This window comes from Chimaeribacter sp. YP20170169 (assembly GCF_056739715.1).
The window spans coordinates 1,384,149-1,410,631 of sequence record NZ_CP176824.1 but is presented as its reverse complement, the minus strand read 5'-3'; the positions used below and the strand labels follow the sequence as shown (position 1 = coordinate 1,410,631).

General features: G+C 58.5%; 23 protein-coding genes, 5 tRNA genes and 3 pseudogenes. 14 read left to right on the top strand and 17 right to left on the bottom strand.

Features of this window, described 5'->3' with window-relative positions; translation table 11 throughout:
* Window positions 1-91: 91 nt before the first annotated feature.
* From cspE to ACK3SD_RS06235, 6 genes are all read right to left on the bottom strand, one after another.
* Window positions 92-301 (bottom strand): transcription antiterminator/RNA stability regulator CspE, encoded by a 210-nt coding sequence (cspE, locus tag ACK3SD_RS06260; RefSeq protein WP_168195817.1) that lies wholly within the window; start codon window positions 299-301, stop codon window positions 92-94.
* A 337-nt stretch (window positions 302-638) separates the two neighbouring features.
* Complete coding sequence (locus tag ACK3SD_RS06255) at window positions 639-980, bottom strand: hypothetical protein (RefSeq protein ID WP_137762736.1); 342 nt, start codon at window positions 978-980, stop codon at window positions 639-641.
* 100 nt (window positions 981-1,080) lie between these two features.
* Window positions 1,081-2,091 carry an AI-2E family transporter gene (locus ACK3SD_RS06250; RefSeq protein WP_481127132.1) on the bottom strand — a complete coding sequence of 337 codons (1,011 nt, stop codon included), beginning with the start codon at window positions 2,089-2,091 and terminating at the stop codon, window positions 1,081-1,083.
* 84 nt (window positions 2,092-2,175) lie between these two features.
* A complete protein-coding gene (locus ACK3SD_RS06245; RefSeq protein WP_481127131.1) occupies window positions 2,176-2,844 on the bottom strand; it encodes a metallophosphoesterase in 669 nt (222 codons plus the stop codon).
* Between the two features lie 193 nt (window positions 2,845-3,037).
* Window positions 3,038-3,187, bottom strand: a complete 150-nt coding sequence (locus ACK3SD_RS06240; RefSeq protein WP_168195816.1) for a hypothetical protein — start codon at window positions 3,185-3,187, stop codon at window positions 3,038-3,040.
* A 231-nt stretch (window positions 3,188-3,418) separates the two neighbouring features.
* On the bottom strand, window positions 3,419-3,757 hold the full coding sequence (locus tag ACK3SD_RS06235; RefSeq protein ID WP_481127130.1) for a hypothetical protein: 339 nt from the start codon (window positions 3,755-3,757) through the stop codon (window positions 3,419-3,421).
* A 179-nt stretch (window positions 3,758-3,936) separates the two neighbouring features.
* Here ACK3SD_RS06235 and ACK3SD_RS06230 point away from each other — a divergent pair, with 179 nt between their 5' ends.
* The gene (locus ACK3SD_RS06230; protein WP_481127129.1) at window positions 3,937-4,698 is read left to right on the top strand and encodes a DUF2076 domain-containing protein; all 762 of its coding nucleotides are present in this window, start codon (window positions 3,937-3,939) and stop codon (window positions 4,696-4,698) included.
* A 16-nt stretch (window positions 4,699-4,714) separates the two neighbouring features.
* On the opposite strand, the gene ACK3SD_RS06225 is transcribed toward ACK3SD_RS06230, so the two are convergent.
* The 3 genes from ACK3SD_RS06225 to ACK3SD_RS06215 form a co-directional block, all read right to left on the bottom strand.
* Window positions 4,715-4,978, bottom strand: coding sequence for an ABC transporter ATP-binding protein (locus tag ACK3SD_RS06225; protein WP_137762731.1), 264 nt, complete (start codon window positions 4,976-4,978; stop codon window positions 4,715-4,717).
* An 84-nt stretch (window positions 4,979-5,062) separates the two neighbouring features.
* Entirely contained in the window at window positions 5,063-5,410 is a 348-nt protein-coding gene (locus tag ACK3SD_RS06220) for a phage holin family protein (RefSeq protein WP_481127128.1), read from the bottom strand.
* A gap of 82 nt (window positions 5,411-5,492) precedes the next feature.
* Window positions 5,493-5,666, bottom strand: a complete 174-nt coding sequence (locus ACK3SD_RS06215) for a hypothetical protein (RefSeq protein WP_481127127.1) — start codon at window positions 5,664-5,666, stop codon at window positions 5,493-5,495.
* Between the two features lie 464 nt (window positions 5,667-6,130).
* Between ACK3SD_RS06215 and ACK3SD_RS06210 the strand changes: the two genes are divergently transcribed.
* Both ACK3SD_RS06210 and ACK3SD_RS06205 read left to right on the top strand, forming a co-directional pair.
* Window positions 6,131-6,514 carry a helix-turn-helix domain-containing protein gene (locus ACK3SD_RS06210; protein ID WP_481127126.1) on the top strand — a complete coding sequence of 128 codons (384 nt, stop codon included), beginning with the start codon at window positions 6,131-6,133 and terminating at the stop codon, window positions 6,512-6,514.
* A gap of 124 nt (window positions 6,515-6,638) precedes the next feature.
* Window positions 6,639-6,995: a hypothetical protein gene (locus ACK3SD_RS06205; RefSeq protein ID WP_481127125.1), complete on the top strand. Its 357-nt coding sequence runs from the start codon at window positions 6,639-6,641 to the stop codon at window positions 6,993-6,995.
* Window positions 6,996-7,066: 71 nt separating this feature from the next.
* Here the strand turns inward: ACK3SD_RS06205 and ACK3SD_RS06200 are convergent.
* Window positions 7,067-7,156 (bottom strand) — tRNA-Ser (locus ACK3SD_RS06200).
* 93 nt (window positions 7,157-7,249) lie between these two features.
* Here ACK3SD_RS06200 and mtfA point away from each other — a divergent pair.
* From mtfA to ACK3SD_RS06185, 3 genes are all read left to right on the top strand, one after another.
* On the top strand, window positions 7,250-8,014 hold the full coding sequence (mtfA, locus tag ACK3SD_RS06195; RefSeq protein WP_481127505.1) for a DgsA anti-repressor MtfA: 765 nt from the start codon (window positions 7,250-7,252) through the stop codon (window positions 8,012-8,014).
* Between the two features lie 95 nt (window positions 8,015-8,109).
* Window positions 8,110-8,185 (top strand) — tRNA-Asn (locus ACK3SD_RS06190).
* A gap of 483 nt (window positions 8,186-8,668) precedes the next feature.
* Window positions 8,669-8,744 (top strand) — tRNA-Asn (locus ACK3SD_RS06185).
* 17 nt (window positions 8,745-8,761) lie between these two features.
* Here ACK3SD_RS06185 and ACK3SD_RS06180 read toward each other — a convergent pair.
* Window positions 8,762-10,237: an EmmdR/YeeO family multidrug/toxin efflux MATE transporter gene (locus ACK3SD_RS06180; protein WP_481127124.1), complete on the bottom strand. Its 1,476-nt coding sequence runs from the start codon at window positions 10,235-10,237 to the stop codon at window positions 8,762-8,764.
* A gap of 397 nt (window positions 10,238-10,634) precedes the next feature.
* Window positions 10,635-11,555, bottom strand: coding sequence for a nitrogen assimilation transcriptional regulator NAC (nac, locus tag ACK3SD_RS06175; protein WP_481127123.1), 921 nt, complete (start codon window positions 11,553-11,555; stop codon window positions 10,635-10,637).
* A 359-nt stretch (window positions 11,556-11,914) separates the two neighbouring features.
* Here nac and ACK3SD_RS06170 point away from each other — a divergent pair.
* The 6 genes and pseudogenes from ACK3SD_RS06170 to ACK3SD_RS06145 all read left to right on the top strand — a co-directional run.
* Window positions 11,915-11,990, top strand: a tRNA-Asn gene (locus tag ACK3SD_RS06170).
* 479 nt (window positions 11,991-12,469) lie between these two features.
* Window positions 12,470-13,522: a TRAP transporter substrate-binding protein DctP gene (dctP, locus tag ACK3SD_RS06165; RefSeq protein ID WP_481127122.1), complete on the top strand. Its 1,053-nt coding sequence runs from the start codon at window positions 12,470-12,472 to the stop codon at window positions 13,520-13,522.
* A gap of 429 nt (window positions 13,523-13,951) precedes the next feature.
* The gene (locus ACK3SD_RS06160; RefSeq protein WP_481127121.1) at window positions 13,952-15,685 is read left to right on the top strand and encodes a hypothetical protein; all 1,734 of its coding nucleotides are present in this window, start codon (window positions 13,952-13,954) and stop codon (window positions 15,683-15,685) included.
* Window positions 15,686-15,834: 149 nt separating this feature from the next.
* Window positions 15,835-18,932 (top strand): annotated as a pseudogene (locus ACK3SD_RS06155) (beta-galactosidase).
* Between the two features lie 142 nt (window positions 18,933-19,074).
* Window positions 19,075-19,150: transfer RNA gene (locus ACK3SD_RS06150), tRNA-Asn, on the top strand.
* A 171-nt stretch (window positions 19,151-19,321) separates the two neighbouring features.
* A pseudogene (locus ACK3SD_RS06145) lies at window positions 19,322-19,484 on the top strand (Arm DNA-binding domain-containing protein); the annotation flags it as partial.
* Between the two features lie 22 nt (window positions 19,485-19,506).
* Here the strand turns inward: ACK3SD_RS06145 and ACK3SD_RS06140 are convergent.
* Window positions 19,507-19,635, bottom strand: a pseudogene (locus ACK3SD_RS06140) (IS5/IS1182 family transposase); the annotation flags it as partial.
* Window positions 19,636-19,857: 222 nt separating this feature from the next.
* On the bottom strand, window positions 19,858-20,112 hold the full coding sequence (locus ACK3SD_RS06135; RefSeq protein ID WP_481127120.1) for a hypothetical protein: 255 nt from the start codon (window positions 20,110-20,112) through the stop codon (window positions 19,858-19,860).
* A gap of 332 nt (window positions 20,113-20,444) precedes the next feature.
* On the opposite strand from ACK3SD_RS06135, the gene ACK3SD_RS06130 reads away from it, so the two are divergent.
* Window positions 20,445-21,725 carry a zinc-dependent alcohol dehydrogenase gene (locus tag ACK3SD_RS06130; protein ID WP_481127119.1) on the top strand — a complete coding sequence of 427 codons (1,281 nt, stop codon included), beginning with the start codon at window positions 20,445-20,447 and terminating at the stop codon, window positions 21,723-21,725.
* Between the two features lie 116 nt (window positions 21,726-21,841).
* Window positions 21,842-23,068, top strand: a complete 1,227-nt coding sequence (locus ACK3SD_RS06125; RefSeq protein ID WP_481127118.1) for a zinc-dependent alcohol dehydrogenase — start codon at window positions 21,842-21,844, stop codon at window positions 23,066-23,068.
* 105 nt (window positions 23,069-23,173) lie between these two features.
* Here ACK3SD_RS06125 and ACK3SD_RS06120 read toward each other — a convergent pair whose 3' ends face one another.
* From ACK3SD_RS06120 to ACK3SD_RS06110, 3 genes are all read right to left on the bottom strand, one after another.
* Window positions 23,174-23,812, bottom strand: a complete 639-nt coding sequence (locus ACK3SD_RS06120) for an RpiB/LacA/LacB family sugar-phosphate isomerase (RefSeq protein ID WP_481127117.1) — start codon at window positions 23,810-23,812, stop codon at window positions 23,174-23,176.
* Between the two features lie 72 nt (window positions 23,813-23,884).
* Entirely contained in the window at window positions 23,885-24,646 is a 762-nt protein-coding gene (gene kduD / locus ACK3SD_RS06115) for a 2-dehydro-3-deoxy-D-gluconate 5-dehydrogenase KduD (RefSeq protein WP_481127504.1), read from the bottom strand.
* A 143-nt stretch (window positions 24,647-24,789) separates the two neighbouring features.
* Window positions 24,790-26,364, bottom strand: a complete 1,575-nt coding sequence (locus ACK3SD_RS06110) for an MFS transporter (protein WP_481127116.1) — start codon at window positions 26,362-26,364, stop codon at window positions 24,790-24,792.
* Window positions 26,365-26,483: the final 119 nt, after the last annotated feature.

Below are 26,483 nucleotides of genomic sequence, written 5' to 3'. Positions count from 1 at the left end.
TGCCCATTTTCCAGGCGACAAAAACAAAAAAACCCGCCGAAGCGGGTTTTTTAACTGGTGCGGCGCCGCATAAGGCGGCACGGCAGTCAGCTTAGATAGCGGTAACGTTAGCCGCAGACGGACCTTTAGCACCGTTCTCGATGGAGAACTGTACGTTCTGGCCTTCAGCCAGGGTCTTGAAGCCGTTGCCTTGGATAGCGGAGAAGTGTACGAACACGTCTTTGCTGCCGTCAGCCGGAGTAATGAAACCGAAGCCTTTAGACTCGTTGAACCACTTAACCTGACCTTTCATCATAGTCATGATAAATTCCTTAAAAATAAAATGAGACGCCGAAGGCGAAATATAGCCGGCTTTCAGTCATTACTTATGAGGCACTCAGAAGGAAATTCGTCACAGAAGGGCTATCAACGATAACGCTTAGATTGAAACTACTTTACTCAGGATGTCGTGCATAAATAGGTCTGTTCCACAGGCCGAGACTCATTTACTCATAGCCGCCCCCTAATAGCAACCTTTTTTATGACGAGGCATGGCAACTGCTGCTATTCCCGGCACCTGCCACGGCGTGTCTGCCCCGCCAGATGCAGCAGGGGCGCGGCCCCAGCGGGTGTCGCGCCCCTTTTTCAGCCCGCTGGGCCTACCCTAAAATTTGTGATACCGCATGTCGCACGTAGGCAGTGATCTGCGCCAACTCCTCTGGCCCGGCGTGCTCGCCGCCCAATTGCCGCACCTGATCATCCAGTCGGGCGATGTCCTGCTCCACCTTATGCGCCATCTGCACCTTGACGATGGTATCCACCGAGCCAATCAGCGCCCGCAGCACCGCCTTGATGGCGAAGGTTTCGCAGAACGAGTCGTAAGTCCGGCCATTGACAGTGGGGGGAAGACGTTCCGGGCGGGGGGGTATCGCTTTCAGGTGCTCTGCTTGCTCAATCAGAAGATCGATATCTCTGAGTAACTGATCTAAATCTTTTGCCACTTTTTTCCCTTCGCCCACGAAAGTCACAGAGAATACCACCAGCTCCCGGACGGGAGAAGCCACCCCCGACCGGGATCACACTTTTTATTTCGCGCCGCAATCAAATCAGCGCCGCATGGCGTAACTCATTCTTCAGATAGGCATAGTAGATCGGCGCGGCGATCACCCCCGGCAGCCCAAAGGCGGACTCAAACACCAGCATCGCCAGCAGGATCTCCCAGGAGCGGGCATTGATGCGGGTGCCAACTATGCGCGCGTTCAGGAAGTACTCGACCTTATGGATGATAATCAGGTAGCTGAGCACCAGAATCCCCACCCACAGTGAGAGGGAGAGACCCACCAGGAAAATGAGGGCATTGGAGATGAGATTGCCGATCACGGGGATCAGACCACAGAGAAACGTCACCACCACCAGCGTCTTGGCCAGCGGCAGGTGGATGCCGAACAGCGGCAGCACGCCAAACAGGAACAGCGCCGAGAGCACGGTGTTAATCAGCGAGATCTTGAACTGGGCGAAGACGATATTGCGGAAGGCGCTCGCCAGCAGGCGCACGCGCTGGGTCAGCTCCGCCTTCAGCGGCGGCTGCGGCTGGGCGCCGTCATCACGTTGCAGGGAGACAATGGCGCCCAGCACCATGCCAATCAGCATGGTGATGAAGGTGTGCGCCGCGTTCTTGCCGATGTTTTGCAGCATGGCCACGTGGGCGCGCAGCCAGAGCAGGAACTGGTGTTGCAGCTCCTCAATGTTGGAGGGCAAGTAGCGCGACATCACCGGCGACAGGCGTGATTGGGCATCCTCCAGCAGCACCGCCAGCTTGGCGCTGAAGACCGCCATGTTCTGCACATCCTGCATCAGGAAGCTGATGATGCCGGCCACCGCGGCAATCAGGCCGCTCACTACCACCGTACTGATCAGCGCCACCACCAGCCAGCGGGCGCGGTCGCCGCTGATCACCTTCTGGAAGTGCGGTGTCAGGGTGTTGACCAGCTCATACACCACAAAGCCCGCGATAAAGCAACCGAGCAGGTGCAGCGGCAGCACCAGTATCAGCCCCCCCATCACCACAATCAGGCTCAGCCAGCGGACTTGGTTCAACGACATGATCTGCATTGCAAAATTCCTTATGCCCAAAGCAGCGCCCAGCGCGCCCGCTGCGCATCATAGCACTTCGTCGGGCCTGCGCGGCAGTGCCATCTATCGTGACGAAAGAGGTTCAGGCCGCTTGATGCGCAGCAGCGTCAGGCGGCCGCCAAAGACCGCGCCGGTATCCAGGTAGAGTTGGTTAAGGAATTTGAGTGGCCGCTTGAGGGGCGTATGGCCAAACAGGAACAGGTCGGCACCGCCAATGCGCTCCCCCTCCCCCTCCAGCGCCCGGCTGATGCGATCGCGGTTCCAGACCAGCGCCTCGGCATCCACTGGCTGCTCATAGCGGTAGTGCGCCGCCGGATAGTCCGCGTGGGCGATGACAACACGCTGCGGCAGGTGGGTCACCTCCATCACCAGCGGCAACTGCTCACAGCGGCGCAGCAGGCGCTCGGCCCGCAAACGCGCTTCGCCGCGCAGCCGGCTGAACCAGTCGCCGCCATTGCGTTGCCAGTGCTGCTCCATGCCGCTTAGCAGCGCGGTAAAGGCCATCTGCTCGTGGTTACCCAGCACCATGCGGAACCAGGGTGCCTCTAGCAGCCCAAGGCAGGAGAGGCTCTGTGGCCCGCGATCGATGATGTCACCGACCGAGAGCAGCAGATCCTGTTCGGGGTCGAATTGGTAGGTTTGCAGTTGTTGGTGAAGCAGTTGGTAACAGCCGTGGATATCGCCGGCGACCAAAATTTGCCGGTATTGGCTGCCGTCGATGCGAAGGTACATAGCACGCCCCATGCAGAAAATATCCTGCAAGTATAGCGGCTCGGGAGAGAGGAGGAGCGCATCCGGCAAGGGGCCGGATGCGCCTGCGCGTCGTGAAACGAACGCATCCTAAGTCAAAAAATAAAAATGCGTGGTTAGGACATGCCCATTTATTTTTTAAATCAGTGGTGATTGCTGTGGCAGCGGGCACGCTTTAACTATGGCTGTGGTGGCGACGACGGAACGACATCATTCGCGAGCGCACAATCAGCCGTTTTTTCTCTTTTTGGCCACGATGCATTTTAAATGCGTAAAAGGAGACAACCAGTAATAACAGTGCCAGGCAAGGCCAGACGATAGACATACAAAACCTCCGTAACAAGAGACGATTTAATCAGTAATCCTTATTATTGCTTTACTGCGATTTGTCTTAGACCTTCCGACCATCACATAGCCACCCAGGCAGTGCAATCAGTGAAATGTAAAACCTCCTCAGATTTTACGACTTTTCACTTTATTTTCTGTCCGCACGTCACGAGAAAAGTGAAATCCGAGAGAGTTAACTTTGCAACCGCATGATAATTAATGACTAAATTCAAACCCCCTGCGTTTTGCTTTTTTTCATGCCGTTTGGCTCTTTTTTCCTAAATGAGCCGTTGCCCTCCCCTCTCTTTGGCTTTTTTTGGCAAATGCCTTCCACAAAACCGCTAAAAATTCGGAACAAAGAAGCATAAAACATCGACATGGCTAATAAATCACCCCGGAAATGACCGGCTTTGACCCGGATGCAATCTTTATAAAGGCTGTCAACCCCCCAAACCGCGCGGAATAAAAGTGAAATCCGCTTCAGAGATCGTTTGGCTTGTCTATAGGCGGCGGATGAAAGCGCGAAAAGGGGCAAAAGAGCGGGAGCTGGCGCAGCGGACTGGTGCAAAATCCATCTAAGGAACTAAATAGTAACAAATTTCTGGACAGCTTTACTTTTGGCGCGTTTATTCACTGCTCGAAAGGATGTAACGTCAACTATTATTAACCTGAATACCGTGCAGTCAATTGGCCTTGCCATTAGCCGCGTCAACGTAATGCGGCGCTGCAAAACCACTGGAGGTTTCTATGCAAAATGAAGAACAACGCCTGATTGACGGGCTGTTTGATCGTCTCAAACAGACCGAGTCCCAGACCGCAGCCCGCGACCGTGGCGCAGAGCAGCACATCCAACAGCGCCTGCGCGATCAGCCCGCCGCACCTTACTATATGGCGCAATCCATCATCATTCAGGAAGCGGCGCTGAAGCGGATGGATCAGCGGGTGCGTGACCTGGAAGCGCAGGTCAATGCGCTGCAGCAACAGGCAGCGGCCAAGCCCCAGCAGAGCGGCGGCTTCCTCTCCAGCCTGTTTGGCGGCGGCCAGCGCAATAACGCCGGTTCACAGCCGATCCCAGGCCAGAACAATTATCAGGCCGCGCAGCAAAATCAGGCGGCCTGGAACAACGCGCCCCAGCAGCAGCCCTATGGCCAGCCCTATGCGCAGCAGCAGGCCCCTTCACGCGCGGGCAGTTTTATTGGCGGCGCGCTGCAAACGGCGGCCGGTGTGGCAGGCGGGGTAATGCTGGCAGATATGTTGACGGGCATGTTCCATCACTCCCAGCCGGAAGAGATTGTGAACATCGTGAATGAAGAGGCGCCGTTGCCGGTCAATACCGCGGAAGACCAGCAGATGTTCCAGGACTTTGACCAATCCAATAACCTGGATACCTTCAACGGCAACGATGACCAGTTTGCCAGCAATGGCTTCCTTGATCAGCAGAACGATACGTTTGGCGGCGGCTTCGGCGACGACAGCTTCGGCAGCGACGACGACGACTCCTTCCTGTAACGTTGGTGGGTACCGGTCAGGCGACCGGTGCCCCCTGCTCCCGCTCCAGCCCACGCAGCTTTCTTTTATAAGCGTTCGCCTTACGCCGCTTTGTCCAGGCCTTGACGGTCGCTACCGCACAAAATCCCCCAGAGAGCACCATCGCCCCGATGGGCTGGCCGTAGCAGGCCATCAGAATAAAGTAGGCGCCTGAGACGGCGGCCAGCCAGGTCGCACTGTGGCTGATTTGGTGCTTCTCATGCGCCTGACGACGGAGATGTTCTTTTTCGCTAATGCCCATTTTTCTCTCCTAGGTTGGGTTGACAGAAAAGGCTATATGGGGGCATCGCTTTATAATTTCAAGGAATAACGCGTTTTTTCTGCGCTATTTGTTTCCCGGATCGATAAAAGGTGGGATACGCCGGCTCTCCCAGGCGGAGAGGATCGCGTCACGGATGCGATCCGCGCCGATAAAGCCCACCAGAATGCCGATGATTGGCATCCAAGCGGCATGTAGCCCACTGGAACGCATCGCGCCCACCACCGCTAGGGTGATCAAGACGCAGACAATGCCGCCGGTCAGTAACCGGCTGCCGCGCCGCCCCTCCGCCAGCCCTGACCAGCAGGAGACCACAAAGGCAGACAGGCCGGTAAAAAAGCCCAGTGGATGGTCCAGCAGCCACTGGCCCAGCTGCCACAGGTGAAGCAGCCATTCGGGTTGTGAAGTCGACATAACGCCTCCAACGCTCTGGTGAATGTGCCCATGCCCGGCCATCGGCAAGCGCGCCACCCTGCTGCATGGCGCGCCGCACGGGTCAGATCGGGACAATTTTATAACCGTATTGGTTTAATAATTCTTCATAGGATTCCGGCGTAATGATCACCTGGTCATCCGCAAGCGGTAATACCCAGATAATCTCTTCGCCATCGGTATACAGTTCATACCGCCCCGCCACCGAGATATATTCACGTAAGTTGTCAAACGTCATAGCCGTCATTCCGATTAATTGTTCATCCCCTGCGGGGGCCTGTCCATTTAATCCTTGCGCGCGAATTATTATCTAATACCTGAATGGGCTATTCATCAAATTAGCCGCGCTGAAGTCGGGAGAGAAAGGGGCATTCCCCCGGTTTTTTATTACCGGCGCCATTCTGTTAGCCATAAACAGCGGTGGCGCGGCGTACCTTCAGCCGTTAAATTTATGCGTGGTGTATGTCTGACACTTAAACAGGAATCATCCCTGCCGGCAGAATCACCGGCGGCTCCCCCACAGGATGCCCTGTGCAAAAGATGAGCGGAGGTTAACCCTGCTGGCTCACCACTCTCACTGAGAAGCCTCACCAGCCTCATAAAGTGGTGGTCTTTTCACCATAGCACAATAAGCCTTGGGCTTACAATAAATTCAGGTTCAAGCTTATTCATAAGCTTAAACCTTATGGATATACTCGATTGATGAAATCACTAAACCGCGCCGATCATGCCCTGGCCACCCGGCTGGATGAACTGATCAAAATGAAGGGTATCTCGAAAGCCGAGATGGCCAGGATAGCTGGCGTCAGCCCGCAGTCGGTTAACGGCTGGTACCGGCGTGGGCAGATTAGCAAGACGTCGGCCCTGCGGCTGGCGCAGGCGCTGGGCATTCCGCTGCCCTGGCTGCTGGGTGAGCAGGTGGAGCCGGTCTCCGGCCTCAGCCACCGTCAGCAACGGCTACTTGACCTGTTCGACCAACTGCCGGATCTGGAGCAGGAGAACATGCTAGCGGTGTTTGAGCAGCGCCTTAAGGAGTTGGATGCCTTCACTGAGAGCTACCTGCTGCGCCGCAAACGCGACCTCTGAGCGGCATGAGGTGCTGACCATCAGGCTGTACGTTGACAGCTTATAAGCTTCAGGCTTATATTTGGTGTATCAGTTCCTGCCCGTCGGCACTGTGCCGACAGCGTGTGCGTTGCGGGAGGTTGCCATGTCGATATTATTGCAGCAAAGGGCGCGCCGGCCGCGGATCACGGCGGCCACCTATGTGGCGCTGGCCGCGGAGAATGCGGCTCTTAAACAGCGCGTGGCAGAAGCCAGAAAGCTCGCCAGCTGTGGGCGGGTGGTGTTTGCCATCCAGACCCTTGGCGGCGCGTTGCAAAACATTCCCCTGACCAATGCCGTGATTGCGGACATTGAGACACAGGCCACCAGCAAAATCATCGCTTATTTGCGCCAGCAGGCGGAGCGCGCCAGGCAGAGAGGGTATTTGGCGCAGGCCAATGCGCTGAACCATGCGGCCGCCGTGACTGAGCAGTTTGCCAATGGGGTGGTGTCGCGGAAATAGTCTTGCAGAGGGATTTAACAGACGGGCGAGAGGTTTATCACAGACAGGAAGGGCAGTAAGTGCTTGAATAGTGGCGGAGAGAGGGGGATTTGAACCCCCGGTAGAGTTACCCCTACTCCGGTTTTCGAGACCGGTCCGTTCAGCCGCTCCGGCATCTCTCCGTAATTGCGGTTGCCATCATGCCCTGTTTTGCGGCATTTTTACAGTCCTAACCTGCGCCAATCCGTCCGAATGAACACTTTGCGAGCAAGATGATGATTAAGTGGCCGTGGAAAGCTCTCTCCCCTCCCGCTACGCCGCCTGTGCCCTGGCAGGAGGCGCTCGCTATCCCTTTGCTGGCACCGCTCAGCGCACCGGAGCAGGCGCAACTGGTCACCCTGGCGCAGCAGTTCCTGCGCCAGAAGCGGTTAGTGCCGTTACAGGAGTTGGCGCTCACCCCGCTGATGGCTGGCCGTTTGGCATTACTGTTCACCCTGCCGGTGCTGTCGCTTGGGGTGGAGTGGCTGGGCGGTTTCCATGAAGTGCTGATCTATCCCGAACCCTTTATGGTGGAGGATAACTGGCAGGATGAGCATGGATTGGTGCACAGCGGCCCGATGGTGCACGCCGGGCAGAGCTGGGAGCAGGGGCCGATCGTGCTGAACTGGCTCGACGTGCAGGACTCCTTTGACCTCTCTGGCTATAACCTGGTGATCCATGAGACGGCGCATAAACTTGATATGCGCAACGGCGGCGTGGCGAACGGTGTCCCTCCCCTGCCCCTGCGCGAGATTGCCGTCTGGGAACAACAACTGCACCTGGCGATGGAGAGTATCCAGGATGAGATTGACCAGGTGGGTGAAGAGGCCGCCAGCATGGATGCCTACGCCGCCACCGATGCCGCCGAGTGCTTCGCGGTGCTTTCCGAATATTTCTTTAGTGCGCCAGAGTTGCTGGCCGAACGCTTCCCGGCACTTTACCGCCATTTTACTGCCTTCTACCGGCAGGATCCGCTACAGCGGCTGGCGTTGCGTGGCTAAACAGTTGCTTAGATGATGAGCGGTTGCACATTCAATGCAATTTAGCCGTTGACAGCATCCTGAAGGCTGGATATGATGCGCCCCGTTCACACGATTCCTCTGTAGTTCAGTCGGTAGAACGGCGGACTGTTAATCCGTATGTCACTGGTTCGAGTCCAGTCAGAGGAGCCAAATTCGAAAAGCCTGCTTTTAAAGCAGGCTTTTTTCATTTCATGCCGCATATATTCCCTTGCGGCATGGAAACGCTTATTTTCTCCGCACTCTGGATTTATTAGAATAAATTTGCCAGCCGCGTCTCTCCATTTCTATTGCCAATTTTCGCTCTTTTACCAATATGGCGTGCCGGATAAAAGAGAATAGGCTTAATAGTGACAGTAACACCGCTAATACTATCCAACCATTCTGGGACATCTCGTAATTTCCGCTATCGATCATCATTAAATAGAGCGCGGGCTATAATAGCCTGATGAGATGCAGGTGTTTTGCGTTAGGGCAATAAAAAGGCGGGTAGTGGCCTTGAGATGGACAGGATCAGGGATGTCATCGGCGAGAAAAAGCGCACCCTGCTCAAGAAGAGAGCAAACGCGCCGCGAACAACGATTCGGCTTTGACAAGGCAGGGGGGCATCGTTATTATGCACCCCGTTCACACGATTCCTCTGTAGTTCAGTCGGTAGAACGGCGGACTGTTAATCCGTATGTCACTGGTTCGAGTCCAGTCAGAGGAGCCAAATTTAGAAAAGCCCGCCTAGCGCGGGCTTTTTGCTTTCTGCCAGCGACGGGCTGGCGGCGTGACGGTGACCCCGCCGCGTTGGCGCGGATACTTCCACAGCCAGCGGCCGCTGACCAGCCGCCAGTAGAAGCAGATGCCCCGTACCGCCCAGTCGCACACCATACCCAACCATACCCCCAGCACGCCCATTCCCAGCATGATGCCCAGCGTATAACCGGCCACAATGCGACAGCCCCACATGCCCAGCAGCGATACCCACATGGCGAAACGGGCGTCACGCGCCCCTTTCAGGCCAGCAGGCAGCACCCAGGAGGCGGCCCAGATAGGCATAAACAGGGCGTTGAGCCAGATAAGCTCCTTCACCACCTGTTTGACCTCCTCGTCATGGGTATAGAAGGAGGCCAGCACGCCAGCCAGCGGTGCGGTAACCCAGGCAATCATCGTCAGCCCGATGGTGGAGAGCCAGAAGACGTGGCGCAGCTGGCGCTCCGCCTGACCAATCTGCCCCTTGCCCAGCCGCTTGCCGACAATGATGGTGGACGCCGACCCGAGGGCGTTGCCCGGCAGGTTAATCAGCGAAGCGATGGAGAAGGCGATAAAGTTGCCGGCAATCACGCTGGTGCCCATGCCAGCAACGAACATCTGCGTCAACAGCTTGCCGCCGTTGAACAGCACTGACTCGATGCTGGCCGGGATGCCGATCGCCAGCACCTCCCACAGGATATTGAGCTTGAGCGGCGTAAAATAGCTACGCAGCGGAATATGCAACGCCGGGTTAAAGCCGATCATCAGCACATAGAGAATGCCGATCGCGCCAATATAGCGTGAGATGGTTAGCCCCAGCCCGGCACCGATAAAGCCCAGGCCTTCCCAGTTGAACAGGCCATAGATCAGCACGCTACTGATCATGATGTTAAGGATGTTCATGCCGCCATTGATCAGCAGCGGAATTTTGGTATTGCCCGCCCCACGCAGCGCCCCACTGCCAATCAGCGCGATGGCGGCGGCCGGGTAGCTCCAGACGGTAGTCTGTAGGTAGGAGAGTGCCATCGCCTTTACTTCGGGGGTGGCTTCGCCAGCGATCACATCGACAATGCGCTCGCCCTCAATATGGATGCCAATCGCCAGCAGCAGCGCGACAAGGGTCATCAGCACCAGCGACTGTCGTGCCGCTGCCCGCGCCCGCTTGCGGTCACGCTTGCCGAGGCTAAAGGCCACCACCACCGTGGTGCCGAGATCGACCGCGGCGAGGAAGGAGATCACCACCATGTTGAAGCTGTCTGCCAGCCCCACCCCGGCCATCGCCTCCTTGCCCAGCCAACTGACCAGGAAGGTGCTTAGCACCCCCATCAGCAGCACACAGGTATTTTCCAGGAAGATAGGGATTGCCAGCGGCGTGATCTCACGCCAGAACAGCACCCGATAGCTCTTTCGATTTACGTACCAGTGCGTATTCATTACGCGTTGGCGCAATACAGCGTATACGTTCAATGTTGGCCTGCGAGGGAGAGTGAAACCACATTTCAAATAATGAGTTACTCGCGACAGTTCTGCCACCCTTTTTTTGAGGGCACCGGCAGGAGGCGCCATTTTGGCAAAGGTAGTTTCTTTAAGCTTGGGTTACTCCTGCCGCTGTTCCCGCTTGCACAACCTCCGTCAGCGCGACCGGATTGAAGGCCAGGTGGCTGGGGAGGTACGGTCGATGGAAGTGTTTTAGATAGGCAGAGTAGTGTCACTGTGGGGGACGGGCATAGAGAGTATTGCGGACGACGGCCATGACCAGCCGCCCGTGCGATACAGAATCCGTGGCCCTTTGTGACCGGGCCGCCGTGAATAACGGCCCGTCATACACCAGGGTAGTGCCCTTTTGCACGGTTGGGGTCGCTCCTCAGGCCACGGCAGCCATGCGGGTACTGGATGCGCCCTCGCCCATCAGCGACAGCAGGATCTTTTTCACCGCCTCGGCGGCGGGCGTCAGTGGCCGGTTGTCCGCCAGACAGAGCGACAGCGGCACCTGGATGCCGGGGCCGCTGATGCGTGACATCCACGCCTTGGCCGGGCCGACCATCGCCCGCGCCGCTGACTCTGGCAGGATAGTGGCCCCGAGGCCGCTGGCTACGGCGGCCGTCAGGGTCGGCGCGGACTCAATCTCGCCAATCACCTTGGCCTGCAAGCGGCGTAACGCCAGCGCCTCATCCACCAGCTTGCGCATCACATGGTAACTGCGTGGCAGGAACAAGCTCTGCTTCGCCACCTCCGCCAGTTCGATAAACGCACCGGGATTGGACACTGCCGTGCTGCCCACCAGATAGAGATCCTCATGGGCCAGCGGCGTGTAGCGCAGGCCAGCCGGTGCCTTGTTGCCGTAGAGCACCGCCAGATCCATGCGGCCACTGGTCATCGCCTCGCCCAATGCCGCGCCGGCGTTCTCACTTAGATAGAGTAAAATGCCAGGGTGTTGGTCACGCACCGCCTGCAACAGCGGCAATGCCAGCTCAGAGGCGGCCGAACCGGTCGCCAGACCCACGGCCACCTGCCCGCTCAGCGCCTGCCCGGCACTGTAGACCGCATGTTGCGCCTGCTCGCACTGGCGCAGAATGGTCTGCGCGTGGCCATACAGGATATTGCCCGCCTCGGTGGGCGTTACGCCACGCTTGGTGCGGATCAACAACTGTTGGTGCAGTTCTCCCTCCAGGGTCGCCAACTGCTGGCTCAGGGCAGGCTGGGCGATATGCAGGATCTCTGCGGCCTGGGTCAGACTGCCGATATCGACGATTTTCACGAAATATTTTAACCGTCTTAAGTTCATCGCTGCCTCCAAATGCATCAGGAAAGGGAAAACCTGCATGACTACAGCAAGAAGCAGGCCAACTGCCTCACAATCAGCAGGGATTATCTGCTAATCATCGGGAAACTAACGGGAATCCTTGGCTGGCAACGTCGTGGGCCGTGAATAAGTACGTATTCAGCCGGGGCTAACTGGGGCAGGCGCTGCACCAACATAATGCAAACTTATGACCCCTCCCGCACTGTCATAAGCCGATTAAATGCCCAAACCGGCCAACCCGACAGCAAATTGGTGAAGGTTAAGGCAAACAGTTCACCAAGGAGGTGTCAGGCTTTGACAAGCCTAATTGGGGCCGTTATTATGCGCCCCGTTCACACGATTCCTCTGTAGTTCAGTCGGTAGAACGGCGGACTGTTAATCCGTATGTCACTGGTTCGAGTCCAGTCAGAGGAGCCAAATTTTAGTTTCGGGACATCCCAGCGAGTCCGGAGACGTTAAAAATAAGACGTTATTTTTACCCGTCAGCCCTTTAAAGGGCTGACGGGTTTTTTACATCCCGCATTTTTGGGTCTCAGGGTTATTTGCGAAAATAGCCTCCCCACCTATTCCATTTGCCAATGCCACCGCCATAAACATTAAACCCGTCAATAACTCCTTCTCTCTTCCAGACAGCTCGGAATTATCACTGCTGAGCAAACCCTACGGCCCAAAACTCTGGTTCATGAACTACCACTTTGATGGCAAAGAGAAAAACCGGCCTTTGGCCTCTACCCGGATATCTCCTTTTTAAGGCGCGGCAGCAACGTTGAGAGGCAGATAAAGGAAGCACGACGATAAATAACATCCTATTTTGCTTTAATCAGGGAGATAGAGAGAATATCGCCCACGGCAACGCCGAAAAATTATTTAACTTTTCATCAAAGCGAAGGACATGCATGAAAAACGAATATTTGCACCACACGCTGATGGCCCTTTTCCTCGCCACATCGCTGCTCCCCGCTGCTGCGTCGGCGACCCGGACGCTCATCTACAGCGATCATGAGCCGCTGGGGGGAATGCGTACCCGTTTTATCAACGACGTATTGTTTCCGGCTATTGAAAAGGAGTCGCACGGTCGTCTGAAAATCGACGCGCATTGGGGCGGCGAGCTCAATACCAGCTATGAGGCGTTGGGTAAAGTCAGCAAGGGTGACGTCGATATGGCAACCATCGTGCCGGAATACAGCGCCAGCCAGCTGCCGCTGCACCAGATCTTCAAAAGCTTCCCCGTTGGCCCAACCGGGGCGCAGCAGGTTGCTTTCTTCCGCCGCGCTTACGCCGATATTCCGGCCTTCCCGGCAGAGTTGAAGAAAAATAATGTGGTGGGTATTTTTCTGGAAACGGGCTATCCGCTGGCCTTTTTCAGCAGCAAACCCATCTCAAACCTGAGTGAGATCAGCGGCACCTGGCGTTCCGCCAGCTTCTGGCACCGGGATTTTTTGCACAGTGCAGGCGCGACGCCTGTGACAATGCCTTGGGGTGAGCCAACCTATAACGCGCTGAAAAGCGGCGCGATTGACGGCATGATGCTGAACGTCGATAGCGGTTACGATCTGAAAGCCTACCAGTTTGCCCCCAACGTGCTAATCGCCAAAGATCTGTGGCTAGGACACCTTTACATTCTGGCGATCAACGAAAAAATCTGGGACACCCTCTCCCCACAGGATCAGGCGGCGATCCAGCGCGCAGCGCAAACGGCGTATCACTCCTTGGGCGCAGTGATGGACAGCAGCTTCACCACCCAAATAGACGATTTGCGTAAAATTGGTGCCACAGTGCGCCTTCTGAACTCGCAGGAAGTGGCGCAATGGCAAACCACCACCCACTATCAGGCCGCGCAGGCTAAGTGGGTAAAAGAGCAGGAAGCGCAAGGCATCAAGGAGGCAGGAACGGTAATGAAGCAGGTGAATGCCCTTATGGATGACACCCTGCGGCAGACCGCACACTAAGGCGGATAAACCGCCAGCGCCAAATGTAGAAAAGCCCGTACAGGCAACTGTCCGGGCTTTTTGCTGCGTAATTTTTACCACGGTTTATTATAATAAATAGCCAGCACCGTTATTATCCTGTGATTTTATTTAACCCTTCATTTTAATTAATGCCCCATCCTGCTGCTCAGCACAATAAATTTGTGAGGCTTCGCACAGCGTAAAACATTTTTTCAATAAGCGACACTGCACTATTTTCAGGCAAATGAATTCTGTCGCGACGCCACAGGAATAATCTATAAAAACCCTTATAAATCATTAACTAAAACCCTTTAACACTATTCCTGATAAAAGCAGTGGACGAGATAAATTCCATCAATTATTACTATGGACGGTGGCCACCAAAATCATTGTTATTTATCCCGCTAAATTAACCATGAGGTATTAATAATGGACAGTTGCCAAGATATTGCCACACTACGCACTATTGAGCCGTGGGAAGATGGCCAGCTGATGCAGGTCATTAGTTATTATTCTGACTGGGCGGAAAAAAACGATCGGCCGAGTGGCGGCGGCACCTTTGTGGCCCTGTTTAATGACACCAAAACCCCGGATGATGGCGGCGAATATATTGTCACCAAAGGGGGCAAGCGCTGGCGTCGCACAGCGGAGCAGTTATTGCCGGTGCACTTTGGCTGCATCCCCGGCGGCAATGAGGATTGCACGGTGCAGATGCGCCACTATCTGGCCGCCTCCGCCGACAAGTCGGTGCTTTTCCAGCATGGGCCGTGGCGCGTCAGCGGCACCCTCGACTTTACGCTGATCAAACGCGTGATGTCCGACGACTCCGGCCGCTTCAAGGTCAACCCCAAGAATTTCGACGGCGACTATGTCATCACCATGGGCGATCCCACCGATACCCCCAACGCCGGGCGCAGCAGCCGGATGGTAATCGACGGCGATCTGGTGCTCGATGCCGACAACCGCGATACCGAGCTGAACGGCATCTACATCAAGGGGCAGTGGTTCGTTGGCGGCCATATCCGCGTCAGCGGCTTTAACGGCACCGGCATCAACATGGATTCGGTCTGGGACTCCACCTTCGAGCGGTTGAGCGTTGAGCGCTGCGGCAATATCAATAAGTGGGCACTGGAGCTTGGCTCCTCCGGCGATACCTTCAACGCTACCCACATCTCCTCCATCCAGTGCGAGCAGGCTTACCATCGCGGCATTTTCATCAATAACAACGTCCGCAATGTCTATGACAACATCCACGCCGAGCGGCTGATCGTGCTGACAGAGGATGACGGCACCACCGGGCTGGCCTCCGGGCTGAAGTACACCAACCACAACATTATTATCGGCAACAGCACCATCAATCAGGTGTTTATGGACTCGGATCTGAAGGACTCCACCACCGGCCAAAGCCCTGGCGTGACCACCACCCTGTCGGTGAATATCGGTACTGACCGGGCGGAGATCAGGAACGTCAACGCGGCTGGCGCCATTTGCAGCACCAGCTATGGCTCCAAGTCATTGTTCTCCAGTTGCCGCTTCAATGCCTGGACCATCTCCGCGCCCGCCGCCAATATCACGTTGGTTGAGCCAGAAATTACCAACAAACTGATGCTGGAAAACAACATCACCGTCATTAACCCGACGGCCGGGCAGATTGATTTCCGCTACAACGCGCAACATGTGAAGATCATCAAGGGCGAGGTCAAGGATCTCAGCCTCACCAGCAACATATTAGGTAGCCTGACCTTCTATGACACCAAATTCACCGGCACCATCAGCGGCACCCGCAGCCCAGGGGCGGGCTACGCGCCAGTGACCTTCAACAACTGCAACGTCACCGGCACCTTTGCCGGCTCCTATCAGGCACAGGCGATCTTCAACGGCGGTTATATCGCCAAGGCGGTGCTCGCCTCCGCGGCCTCCGTGCAGTTCTATAACGTTGCCTTTGACAGCTTCAGTTGCTCTGGCAACATCAGCTTCATCACCCGCGGCTGTACCGCCAAGACCGCGAGCGGCTGGAAAACGCCCAACCACACCTACCCGGTCTACCCGGCGGGTACCATGACGGAGCGGCTGGGCCAGCCAGCAGCGAAGGATGGCATTATCTATATCAATGCCGATGGCACCCCCACCGGCTGGAAAGTGCTGGTGGCCATGCCCGCCTGATGCCCATGCCCGGCGCCTTTCTGGCGCCGGTCTTTTTTCCCGCAAAGTGTGAGCCACCTCACCCCGCGCCGGGCCGCTGCTTTACAGCCAGCCGTCGCCGCGTCAGTGTACCCTCAATTGTGAGCGCATAACATTTTAGCGGAGATCCTATGCAACCTGAACCTGCCGCCCTGTCGCTGGCCGACCTGCTGGCCCAGCGCCCCTGGGAGATGCCCCATCTGACCCACCTCCACCGGCTGGCGGCCCACCCGCCGTTTGCCAGCTGGCGTGACCCGCAAGCCGCCCGCGATGAGGCCCCCTCTCCCAGCCATCTTGGCCTGAATGGCGAGTGGGCATTTAGCTACTTTCCGCGGCCGGAGGCGGTGCCAGCCAGTTGGCTGGAGGCGGATCTGCCAGAGGCCGCCACGCTGGCGGTGCCCGCCAACTGGCAGCTGGCGGGCTACGATGCGCCCATCTACACCAACGTGCAGTACCCGATCCCGGTCAACCCGCCCTTTGTGCCCGCCGAGAACCCCACCGGCTGCTACTCCCGCCATGTGCGCGTGCCGGAGGCGTGGCTGGCCGAGGGGCAGACGCGCATCATCTTTGATGGCGTCAATGCCGCCTTTGCCCTCTGGTGCAACGGGCAGTTCGCCGGTTTCTCCCAGGACAGCCGCCTGCCAGCTGAATTTGACCTGACGCCGTTCCTCCATGCTGGCGAGAACCGGCTGGCGGTGATGGTGCTGCGCTGGTGCGCCGGCAGCTACCTCGAGGATCAGGATATGTGGCGGATGAGCGGCATCTACCGTGACGTCAGCCTGCTGCACAAACCGGCGGTGCACCTGACGGACGTGCGGCTCACCACGCCGCTGGCGGCGGATCTGCGCCACGGCAAGCTGGTGGCCGAGGTGCACGCCAACCTGACGCCGGAGCAGCAACAGGCCTACCGGGTGGAGGTGACGCTGTGGGACGGCGATGAGCAGGTGGCAACGCAGGCGCTGCCATTTGGCAGTGAGACAGTGGATGAGCGCGGTGCCTACCATGACCGCGTGACGCTGCGGCTGCCGGTGGCCGCCCCGCGCCTGTGGAGCGCGGAGCAGCCGGCGCTCTACCGCGCGGTGGTGGCGCTCTATCAGCTCTCTGGCGAGCTGGTGGAGGCGGAGGCGTATGACGTCGGGTTCCGCCGGGTGGCGATTGAACATGGTCTGCTGACGCTCAACGGCCAGCCGCTGCTGATCCGGGGGACTAACCGCCACGAGCACCACCCGGAGCATGGGCAGGTGATGGATGAGGCCACCATGTTGCAGGACATCCGGCTGATGAAGCAGCACAACTTCAATGCGGTGCGTTGTTCACACTATCCCAACGTGCCGCTCTGGTATCGCCTGTGCGATCGCCACGGGCTGTATGTGGTGGATGAGGCGAACATTGAGACTCACGGTATGCAGCCGATGAACCGGCTGTCAGACGACCCGCGCTGGTTCCCGGCCTTCAGCGATCGCGTTACCCGCATGGTGCAGCGCGACCGCAACCACGCCTGCATCATCATCTGGTCACTAGGCAATGAGTCAGGCCATGGCAGCACCCACGATGCTCTCTACCGCTGGATAAAATCGGCTGACCCGACCCGCCCGGTGCAGTATGAGGGCGGCGGCGCCAACAGTGCCGCCACGGACATTGTCTGCCCGATGTATGCCCGCGTAGATGAAGACCAACCTTTCCCGGCCGTACCCAAATGGTCGCTGGCGAAGTGGATCGCCCTGCCCGGCGAGCAGCGCCCGCTGATCCTCTGCGAGTATGCCCACGCGATGGGCAACAGCTTTGGCGGCTTTGACCGCTACTGGCGAGCCTTCCGCCAGCACCCGCGGCTCCAGGGCGGTTTCGTCTGGGACTGGGCAGATCAGTCCCTGACGCGGCTGGACGAGGCGGGCAACCCGTGGCAAGCCTACGGCGGCGATTTTGGCGACACGCCGAACGATCGCCAGTTCTGCATGAACGGGCTGGTGTTCGCCGACCGCACGCCGCACCCGGCGCTGCTGGAGGCGCAGCGCGCCCAGCAATTCTTCCAGTTCCGGCTGCTCGGCCACGACCCGCTGACGCTGGAGGTGAGCAGCGAGTTCCTGTTCCGCCACAGTGACAACGAGACTCTGCGCTGGCGGGTTGAGCACGACGGCGAACTGCTGGAGAGCGGCGAACTGGCGCTGGATCTGCCGCCGCGCGCCACCCGCACCCTGACGCTGCCAGCCACCCTGCCGCGCGCGCCGCTGGGTGGCGAGTGCTGGCTGCTGGTGGAGGTGGTGCAGCCAGCGGCGACCGGCTGGTCAGACGCCGGCCACCGCAGCGCGTGGGATCAGTGGCAACTGCCGCAGACGCTGGCCCTGCCAACAACGCCGCCCCTGGCGAGACACCGCGCCTGCACAGTAGCGATGCGACCTATGAGGTAACGCACGGCGACCAGCGCTGGCACTTCTGCCGCACCACCGGCACGCTGACGCAGTGGCAGTCACAGGGCGCGCCGGGGCTGCTCTCTCCCTTCGAAGACCAGTTCACGCGCGCGCCGTTGGACAATGACATCGGAGTCAGCGAGGTCACGCGCATCGATCCCAACGCTTGGGTAGAGCGCTGGAAGCAGGCCGGCTACTACCGGCTGGAGCCGCGGCTGCTGGCCTTGACGGCGGCACAGTTGCCGGACGGTGTACTGTTGACCAGCGACCACGCCTACGAGGCCGATGGCCGGGCGCTGCTGCGCAGCCGCAAGCTGTGGCGCATCGACGATCAGGGCACGCTGCATGTTAGCGTGGAGGTCGAGGTGGGCGCGGGCCTGCCGCCGCCCGCACGCATTGGCCTGCGTACCCAGCTGGCGACGGAGCAGGATCAGGCCAGCTGGCTGGGACTGGGGCCGCATGAGAACTATCCGGATCGCCAGTTGGCGGCGCGCCCTGGCCGCTGGACACTGCCATTGGCGGCGCTCAGCACCCCCTACGTCTTCCCGACCGAAAATGGCCTGCGCTGTGACACCCGCCAACTTACCTATGGTGACTGGTGCATTGAGGGCCACTTCCACTTTGGCCTGAGCCGCCACAGCCGGGAGCAACTCACCGAGGCCAGCCACCGCCACCTGCTGCGTGAGGAGCCGGGTGCCTGGCTGAACCTCGACGGCCACCACATGGGCGTCGGCGGGGATGACTCCTGGAGCCCCAGCGTCCATAAAGATTTCCTGCTCAGCGCGCCGCGTTACCACTACCAACTGCGATTCACCCGCGGCTAACCCCCACGGCGGCGCGCAATGCGCCGCCACTTTGCTAAAAATATCAACAGCATGGGCAAAATAGCGGCAAACAAAACACTTTTGCTGACAACCCTTTGACAGCACCACGGCAGGTCGTTATTATGCGCCTCGTTCACACGATTCCTCTGTAGTTCAGTCGGTAGAACGGCGGACTGTTAATCCGTATGTCACTGGTTCGAGTCCAGTCAGAGGAGCCAAATTAAGGGAAGCAGACGTTCACTGACGTCTGCTTTCTGCATTTCTATCAGTTGGTTATCCCCTTCTTCACGTTCACCCGCGTTCACTAAACACCACTCGAAGCCATATCATTTTGATAGTAAAAATGCTGGTTCGATCTCCCTTTTACCAACAAACAAGGGAGTGTTTTCATGTCACTGACTGATATTAAAGCAAAAAATGCAAAACCCTTGAGAAGGGATACAAGCTAACGGATGGCTTTGGTATGTTCCCCCTAAAGGTTCGAAATACTGGCAAATGGCTTATCGTTTCGAAGGGAAACAAAAAATCTTCTCTATTGGTGTTTACCCTGCTTTTCGAGGAATGACTACTTTTCCCAGAACATACCGTTGATAATTTTACGATGCTCAGCCCATGGACGTGCGGCCCGTGGGGATAAGGGTTCAGCAGGCCGTAAAGGCTGGATGATAATCCATGCTTCATCAGGAAGGTCGTAGCGAGCCATAGATCAAGATGTGGTGAAAACAGACAGTGACTCTAGCTCAAACGATTAAGGGACACAGCCTAGGTTAGGGCGGCAGAAAACTCCTGTATGTCCGAGTTAGGGGGACAAAGGCGCGGTTCAGAGCGGCCAAATCACGCTGGATTGATTTAACGCAATATTCTGCCCGCGCCCATAAAAAAGCCCGCACCAACGGGTGCGGGCGGTGTGGCCATTGGCGGCCGATCAATATTTGATGTCGCGCGCCTCCTGGCGCCCGTCCTGTTTCTTCTCGCGTTTATCTTTGCGGCAGTCGTGGTTGCTTTGGTCATCATCCAGCACACAGCGGCGTTTGTCCTGCCGCGCATCCTGGCGGGTATCCTGCCGCGTGTCGCGGGCCTCGCGGCGCTGTTGCGCCTGCTCGGTGGCGTGGGCGGGTGCCAGCGCACCCATCAGCATCAGCGCGCTGGTCAGCACCGTGCCGGCAATCTTTCTGTTCATCACTCTCTCCTCCATTATGCTCGCCAGCGTCGCCGGCAAATCTGTTTACGCGGCGTTGATCATAGGGTGCCGCCCGGCAAGATTCAGCGGGGAGAAGCGTAACAACCGTTGCCGGCGGTATAAAAAGATTAAAGAGTGCAAGCAGCTGTTTCGTCGTATTTATTAGATGGATGAATAAAATTTCATAATAGAAAAACTAAATAATGCCCAGTTTCCCCCCGCCGAGAATTGTCTGATTTTTCACCGAATCCGGGCGAGGCTGCCTTTCACCCGGCAAAGGGCGGCGCTTGCCACTACAGTTAAAGGGTCTTCTCCACTATAAGGATAGAACGATGAAAGCCCTGACTTATCACGGCCCCTATCAGGTTAGCGTCGATAATGTTGCCGACCCGGGGATTGTTAACCAGGATGACATTATCCTGCGTGTGACGGCCACCGCCATCTGTGGCTCTGACCTGCACCTCTATCGCGGCAAGATCCCCCAGACGGAGCACGGCGACATCTTCGGCCATGAGTTCATGGGCGAAGTGGTAGAGGCTGGCCGCGAGGTGACCGCCGTCCAGAAGGGTGACCGGGTGGTGATCCCGTTTGTGATCGCCTGCGGTGACTGCTTCTTCTGCCGGATGCAGCAGTTTGCCGCCTGTGAAACCACCAATACCGGCCGTGGCGCCATCATCAACAAGAAGCAGATCCCACCGCCGGCGGCGCTATTTGGCTTCAGCCACCTCTATGGCGGCATCCCCGGCGGGCAGGCGGAGTACGTGCGAGTACCGAAGGCCAACACCGGCCCGTTCAAGGTGCCGGATGTGCTGTCAGATGACAAAGTGCTGTTTTTGAGCGACATCCTGCCGACCGCCTGGCAGGCGGTGAAGAATGGGCAGGTCGGCAAAGGCTCGCGGGTGGCGATTTTCGGCGCTGGCCCGGTGGGCCTGCTGAGCGCGGCCTGCGCCCGGATGCTGGGTGCCGAGCAGATCTTCATGGTGGATCACCACCCCTACCGGCTGGCATTCGCCCAGCAGCGTTACGGCGTCATCCCCATCAACTTTGATGAGATTGATGACCCGGCGGAGACCATCATTGAGCAGACGCCGGGCAACCGTGGCGTGGATGCGGTGATCGACGCGGTCGGCTTTGAGGCCAAGGGCAGCATGACCGAGACCATCCTCGCCAACCTCAAGCTGGAGGGGAGCAGCGGCAAGGCGCTGCGCCAGTGCATCGCAGCGGTACGGCGCGGCGGCATCGTTAGCGTGCCGGGCGTCTACGCAGGTTTTATCCACGGCTTCCTGTTCGGTGACGCCTTCGACAAGGGGCTGACCTTCAAGATGGGCCAGACCCACGTTCAGGCCTATCTGCCGGAGCTGCTGCCGCTGATTGAGCAGGGGCTGATCTCGCCAGAGGAGATCATCACCCACCGGCTGTCGCTGTCAGAGGCCGCCCGTGGTTACGAAATTTTTGAGAAAAAAGAGGAGGAGTGCCGCAAGGTGATTCTGGTGCCCGAGACGTTGGTGCCGCCGGAGCCGCTGGTGGTGCCGGAGGCCACTGCCCAAGGCATTGAGAACGGCCAGCCGCTGGTGGCCCCGGTCGTCCCGGTGGTGCCAAAAGCCACGCCGTAGCCCCTTCCCGCGCGGGCCGTCCTGCCCGCGCGCTTTCCATTTTCGCAAAGCCAGTTTTCGCAAAAAGCGTGATCTTATCCCATACTTTTCTGAAACCTAATGAAAAAGGAGCAACTATGAAAGCGCTCGTTTGGCATGCCGTCGGGGATATCCGTCTGGATGAGGTCGCTGACCCGCAACTGGAACAATCCACGGATGCCGTTATCCGCCTCACCTCCTCCGCCATCTGCGGCACTGACTTGCACTTTGTGCGCGGCACTTTCAGCGGCATGAAGGCTGGCACCATCCTTGGCCATGAGGGCGTCGGCATCGTCGAGCAGCTTGGCAAGGAGGTGCGCAACCTGGAGATTGGCGACCGGGTGGTGGTCTGCTCCACCGTCTCCTGCGGCGTCTGCCCGCCGTGCCGCGCTGGTAACACCGCGCAGTGTGACAACGCCAACCCCAATGGCCCGGAGGCCGGCACCTGCTTCTTCGGCGGCCCAGAGGCCACTGGCCCGGTGAACGGCTTGCAGGCGGAGAAGGCGCGCATCCCGCACGCCGCCAATACGCTGGTCAAGGTGCCGGATGAGGTGACGGACGATCAGGCCATTCTGGTCAGTGACATCTTCCCCACCGGCTGGTTCGGTGCTGAACTGGCTGGCATCTCGCGCGGCGACACCGTGACGGTGTTCGGCTGCGGCCCGGTCGGCCAGTTCGCCATTGCCAGCGCGCTGTTGATGGGGGCTGGCCGGGTGATTGCGGTTGATGGACATGAGGATCGGCTGGCGATGGCGCGCCGTCAGGGGGCGTTTACCGTCAACTTTGAGCAGGAAGACCCGGTCGAGGTGATCAAGTCCCTGACCGGCGGCATTGGCGCGGACTGCGCGATTGATGCGGTGGGCGTTGATAGCCAGCACGCCCACCACGGCCCGGCGGCGGCGGAGGCTGCGGAGAAAGCGACCAAGTTCCAGCAGGAGGTGCAGCAGGTCGCGCCGGAGAACGCCGGTCACCAGCATGTCCACAATGGCAACTGGATCCCCGGTGACGCGCCGACGCAGGCGCTAGAGTGGGCCATCGCCACGCTGGCGAAGGCTGGCCGCCTGAGCATCATTGGTGTCTACCCGCCAACGGCGGAGACCTTCCCGATTGGCAAGGCGATGAACAAGAACCTGACGATGCGGATGGGCAACTGCAACCACCACGCCATCATCCCGCACCTGCTGGAGCTGGTGCGCACCGGCGTGATTGACCCGGTGAAGGTGCTGACCCAAGTGGAGCCGCTGAGTGACGTGGTCGCCGCCTATGAGGCGTTCGACAAGCGCGAGCCGGGCTGGATCAAGACCGAGCTGCAACCGGCGCAGTAAGCCGCCGAAAAGCCCGCCTGGGGGCTGATGCCGCTCAGTTGAACGATCCGGCGGGTATCAAAAAAGCCCCATCAGTTTCCTGATGGGGCTTTTTTATCGGGCCGTTTAGCCCAGCACGCTGCGCACGTAGGCTTCAATCTCTTTGTCCTGACAGTGCTCGAAGAAGCACTGCTGGAAGCGTTCGCCGGAGACGGCGGTTTTCACCAGTTCCGGGTCCAGCGCGCGCAGGGTGTCAATGCAGCCGCCCTTCAGCATACTGGTTTTCACCTGATTGAGGATGCCAGCGTTGCGCACCTGCGGCTCTTTGCGCTCTGGTGGGTAGCCTGCGCCGCGCTCGCCGGTGAAGGCTTTCTCAAAGATGAAACGCACGTTCAACTCTGCGCCCCAGCCAAAGCCCTTGGCATACGGCAGGGCCAACGCGTTGCCGTTGTTGATCTGGGCAAACAGGTAGGCGTCGGCCGGATCGATGCAGTAGCCGCACACCACGCCGGGGTGCAGGTTGAGCGAGAGCAGCGCGCCCTGCCCGGTGCCGCAGCCGCTCACCACAAAATCGACTGCCTTGGCGTTCAGCAGCAGGCTCGCCATGATGCCGAGATGGATGTAGGTCAGGTGGTGATCCTGCTCGTCGCTCATGCCGACGTTGAAGACCTGATGGTCGCGCTCGGTTGCCACCTCGGTCAGCTGTTTCAGCACCACGGCATTTTTCGCTGCCTGGCTGTTCTCCATCATCAATGCAATCTTCATCTCGCTCTCCTTATGGGGCGGCAGGCCGCCTCCGGTTGTCGCGTGGCCCGGCGCACCGGGCCGCAGAAAGGGTTAACGTGCCAGCCAGCCGCCATCGACGGCCAAGGTGTAGCCATTAATATAGTCGGCCGCCGGCGAGGCGAGGAACACTACTGGCCCCATCACGTCGCCCGGCGTACCCCAGCGGCCTGCCGGGATGCGTCCCAAAATCTCCTGGCTGCGGGACTCATCGGCGCGCAGTTGCTGGGTGTTGTTGGTCGCCATGTAGCCCGGCGCGATGGCGTTGACGTTGATGCCATGCTTCGCCCACTCGTTAGCCAGCAGGCGGGTGACGCCCATCACCGCGCTCTTGGAGGCGGTGTAGGAGGGAACGCGGATGCCGCCCTGGAAGGAGAGCATCGAGGCGATGTTGATGATTTTGCCGCCGCTGCCCTGCGCGATGAACTGCTTCGCCACCGCCTGCGACATAAAGAACACCGATTTGATGTTCAGGTTCATCACGTCATCCCAATCCTTTTCGCTGAACTCCAACGCGTCCTCGCGACGGATGATGCCAGCGTTATTGACCAGAATGTCAATGCGGCCAAACTCCGCCACCGCGCGCGCCACCAGATCCGGCACAATCGCAGTGTCACGCAGGTCGCCGGTCAGGCTAAGGAAGCGACGGCCCAGCGCCGTGACCTGCTGCTCGGTCTCGGCAGGCTCAACGATATTGACGCCAATGATGTCACAGCCCGCCTGCGCCAGCCCCACCGCCATCCCCTGCCCCAACCCAGTGTCACAGCCCGTCACCAGGGCGACCTTGTTCTGTAGTGAAAATGCCTCAAGAATCATCATAGTTCCCTCAATGTGCCGCCGCCCCCATTGGGCTGCTTGGATGGCAAGGATCCTAACGCAAATAAAAACGGGCGACAAACAAAAATAAAACGTTGTTTCATAAATTTTGACGGCCGTCAGAAAAACCTGGACGCCTGCCGTCAGGCGTCGGTGGTTGGCTGCGCCGGACGGGCCAGCGTCTGCTGGTCGAGCATCTTGCGGCAGATTGGGCTGTTGCCCCAGCACGCCTCATAGGGGTAGCCCACCAGCTCCTCCACTACATTGCGCGTCAGCGGCGTGACATCAGCGATCCGGCCGCCAGCGCGGATGCGCGCCACCTCATCCAGCACAATCTGGTGGGTGGTGCGGTTGAGGGTCATCTGCTTGCTGAACACCATCGCCACCAGCGCCAGCGACACCACGCCGATGCAGAACACCAGCGCAATGGCGATCACCGCGCTCTCCGGCTGGGTGTGGGACTTGGACTGGAAGCCGTAGAAGCTGAGGATCGCGCCCATCACGAACACCACCACCGAGCGCATCAGCTTGCCGGAGAAGGTCATCGCCCCGGCGTAGATCCCCTCACGGCGGCGGCCAGTGAAGATCTCATCCACGTCCGCCAGGAAGGTGTAGACCGTCCACGGGATGTAGTAGACGCCGCCGGTGCCGATGCCAAACACCACGGTGATGCTGAGCATCGCCACCGTGGCGTAGGTGGCCGGCAGTTGCAGGAAGTAGAGCAGCGTGTAGCAGCCAACGGCGAACACCACAATCCCCAGCGCCAAAATGTAGGGGTTGCTGAAGCCTTTGCGCACGCACAGCCCGATAAAGATGGCGGTGGAGAAGAGTTGCAGCAGCGAGTTCAGGCTGTTGAGGCCCGCGACCATCGCCGGGTCATACTGCAACACGAAGATGATGAAGTAGGTGAAGACCGAGGCGAACAGCCACTCGGCCCCGAAGCCAAACAGGTACATGCCGAGGTGTTTGCGGAACACCCGCAAGTGGAAGGTGGAGACCATATCGCGCCCGAGCGACAGCATGGTCTGCCCCAGCGTCTTTCTGTGCAGGTCGAGAGCGCGCAGCGGCGCCTGCTGGCGCTCCCAGGTGCAGAAGTAGAGCAGGCCGATGGCGATGAACAGGATCGCGCCGTAGGTCAGGCCGGTGTAGAAGAAGGGCTTGGCCGACTCCTTGCCGTAGATCAGGATGAACTGGCCGGGAATGAAGGCCGCGAGAAAGTTGGCCATCTTGCCAAAAATGGCCTTGTAGCCGGTGAGTTTTGAGCGCATGGCGAAGTGGGTGGTCATTTCGGTGGCCAGCGTCTCATAGGGCACCATCACCGAGGTGTAGATCAGCTCAAAGATCACGTAGGTGCTGAGGTAGTACCAGAAGCCGAAGCCCTCGACCCACAGCAGCGGGTAGAACAGCATCAGCGGCGCGCCAATCAGCAGGAAGAAGCGGCGGCGGCCAAACAGCTTGCCAAGGCGCGTGTGGCCGAAGTTATCGGTCAGGTAGCCCATCAGCGGGTTGCTGAGGGCGTCGATGATGCTGGCGACAGAGAAGATCGCCGACGCCTCCAGCAGCGTCAGGCCGCAAAAGGTGGTGTAGAAGTAGAGCAACCAGGCACCGGCGATGGCCAGTGCGCCGCTGCCCAGCAGGTTGCCACCGCCATAGGCCATTAGGTGCCGGAAGAGAATCGGCCGCTCTGCGTCACCTGGGGCCATCTGCTGCTTTTCCATAATTGAACCGCCGTTTTAATTTAACATGAATGGCGTTCTTATAATCAGGAAGCAACAATTTTGATGTGAATGGACTCACAGTTAGCCGCGTAATTGTTCACTGTTTATCCATTTTTGTG

Bases quoted from the DNA above. Each gene is read 5' to 3' on its own strand.
- cspE (WP_168195817.1), bottom strand. From the start codon at position 301: ATGACTATGATGAAAGGTCAGGTTAAGTGGTTCAACGAGTCTAAAGGC.
- ACK3SD_RS06250 (WP_481127132.1), bottom strand. From the start codon at position 2,091: ATGCAGATCATGTCGTTGAACCAAGTCCGCTGGCTGAGCCTGATTGTG.
- ACK3SD_RS06245 (WP_481127131.1), bottom strand. From the start codon at position 2,844: ATGTACCTTCGCATCGACGGCAGCCAATACCGGCAAATTTTGGTCGCC.
- ACK3SD_RS06240 (WP_168195816.1), bottom strand. From the start codon at position 3,187: ATGTCTATCGTCTGGCCTTGCCTGGCACTGTTATTACTGGTTGTCTCC.
- ACK3SD_RS06230 (WP_481127129.1), top strand. From the start codon at position 3,937: ATGCAAAATGAAGAACAACGCCTGATTGACGGGCTGTTTGATCGTCTC.
- ACK3SD_RS06225 (WP_137762731.1), bottom strand. From the start codon at position 4,978: ATGGGCATTAGCGAAAAAGAACATCTCCGTCGTCAGGCGCATGAGAAG.
- ACK3SD_RS06220 (WP_481127128.1), bottom strand. From the start codon at position 5,410: ATGTCGACTTCACAACCCGAATGGCTGCTTCACCTGTGGCAGCTGGGC.
- ACK3SD_RS06215 (WP_481127127.1), bottom strand. From the start codon at position 5,666: ATGACGTTTGACAACTTACGTGAATATATCTCGGTGGCGGGGCGGTAT.
- ACK3SD_RS06210 (WP_481127126.1), top strand. From the start codon at position 6,131: ATGAAATCACTAAACCGCGCCGATCATGCCCTGGCCACCCGGCTGGAT.
- ACK3SD_RS06205 (WP_481127125.1), top strand. From the start codon at position 6,639: ATGTCGATATTATTGCAGCAAAGGGCGCGCCGGCCGCGGATCACGGCG.
- mtfA (WP_481127505.1), top strand. From the start codon at position 7,250: ATGATTAAGTGGCCGTGGAAAGCTCTCTCCCCTCCCGCTACGCCGCCT.
- nac (WP_481127123.1), bottom strand. From the start codon at position 11,555: ATGAACTTAAGACGGTTAAAATATTTCGTGAAAATCGTCGATATCGGC.
- dctP (WP_481127122.1), top strand. From the start codon at position 12,470: ATGAAAAACGAATATTTGCACCACACGCTGATGGCCCTTTTCCTCGCC.
- ACK3SD_RS06160 (WP_481127121.1), top strand. From the start codon at position 13,952: ATGGACAGTTGCCAAGATATTGCCACACTACGCACTATTGAGCCGTGG.
- ACK3SD_RS06135 (WP_481127120.1), bottom strand. From the start codon at position 20,112: ATGAACAGAAAGATTGCCGGCACGGTGCTGACCAGCGCGCTGATGCTG.
- ACK3SD_RS06130 (WP_481127119.1), top strand. From the start codon at position 20,445: ATGAAAGCCCTGACTTATCACGGCCCCTATCAGGTTAGCGTCGATAAT.
- ACK3SD_RS06125 (WP_481127118.1), top strand. From the start codon at position 21,842: ATGAAAGCGCTCGTTTGGCATGCCGTCGGGGATATCCGTCTGGATGAG.
- ACK3SD_RS06120 (WP_481127117.1), bottom strand. From the start codon at position 23,812: ATGAAGATTGCATTGATGATGGAGAACAGCCAGGCAGCGAAAAATGCC.
- kduD (WP_481127504.1), bottom strand. From the start codon at position 24,646: ATGATTCTTGAGGCATTTTCACTACAGAACAAGGTCGCCCTGGTGACG.
- ACK3SD_RS06110 (WP_481127116.1), bottom strand. From the start codon at position 26,364: ATGGAAAAGCAGCAGATGGCCCCAGGTGACGCAGAGCGGCCGATTCTC.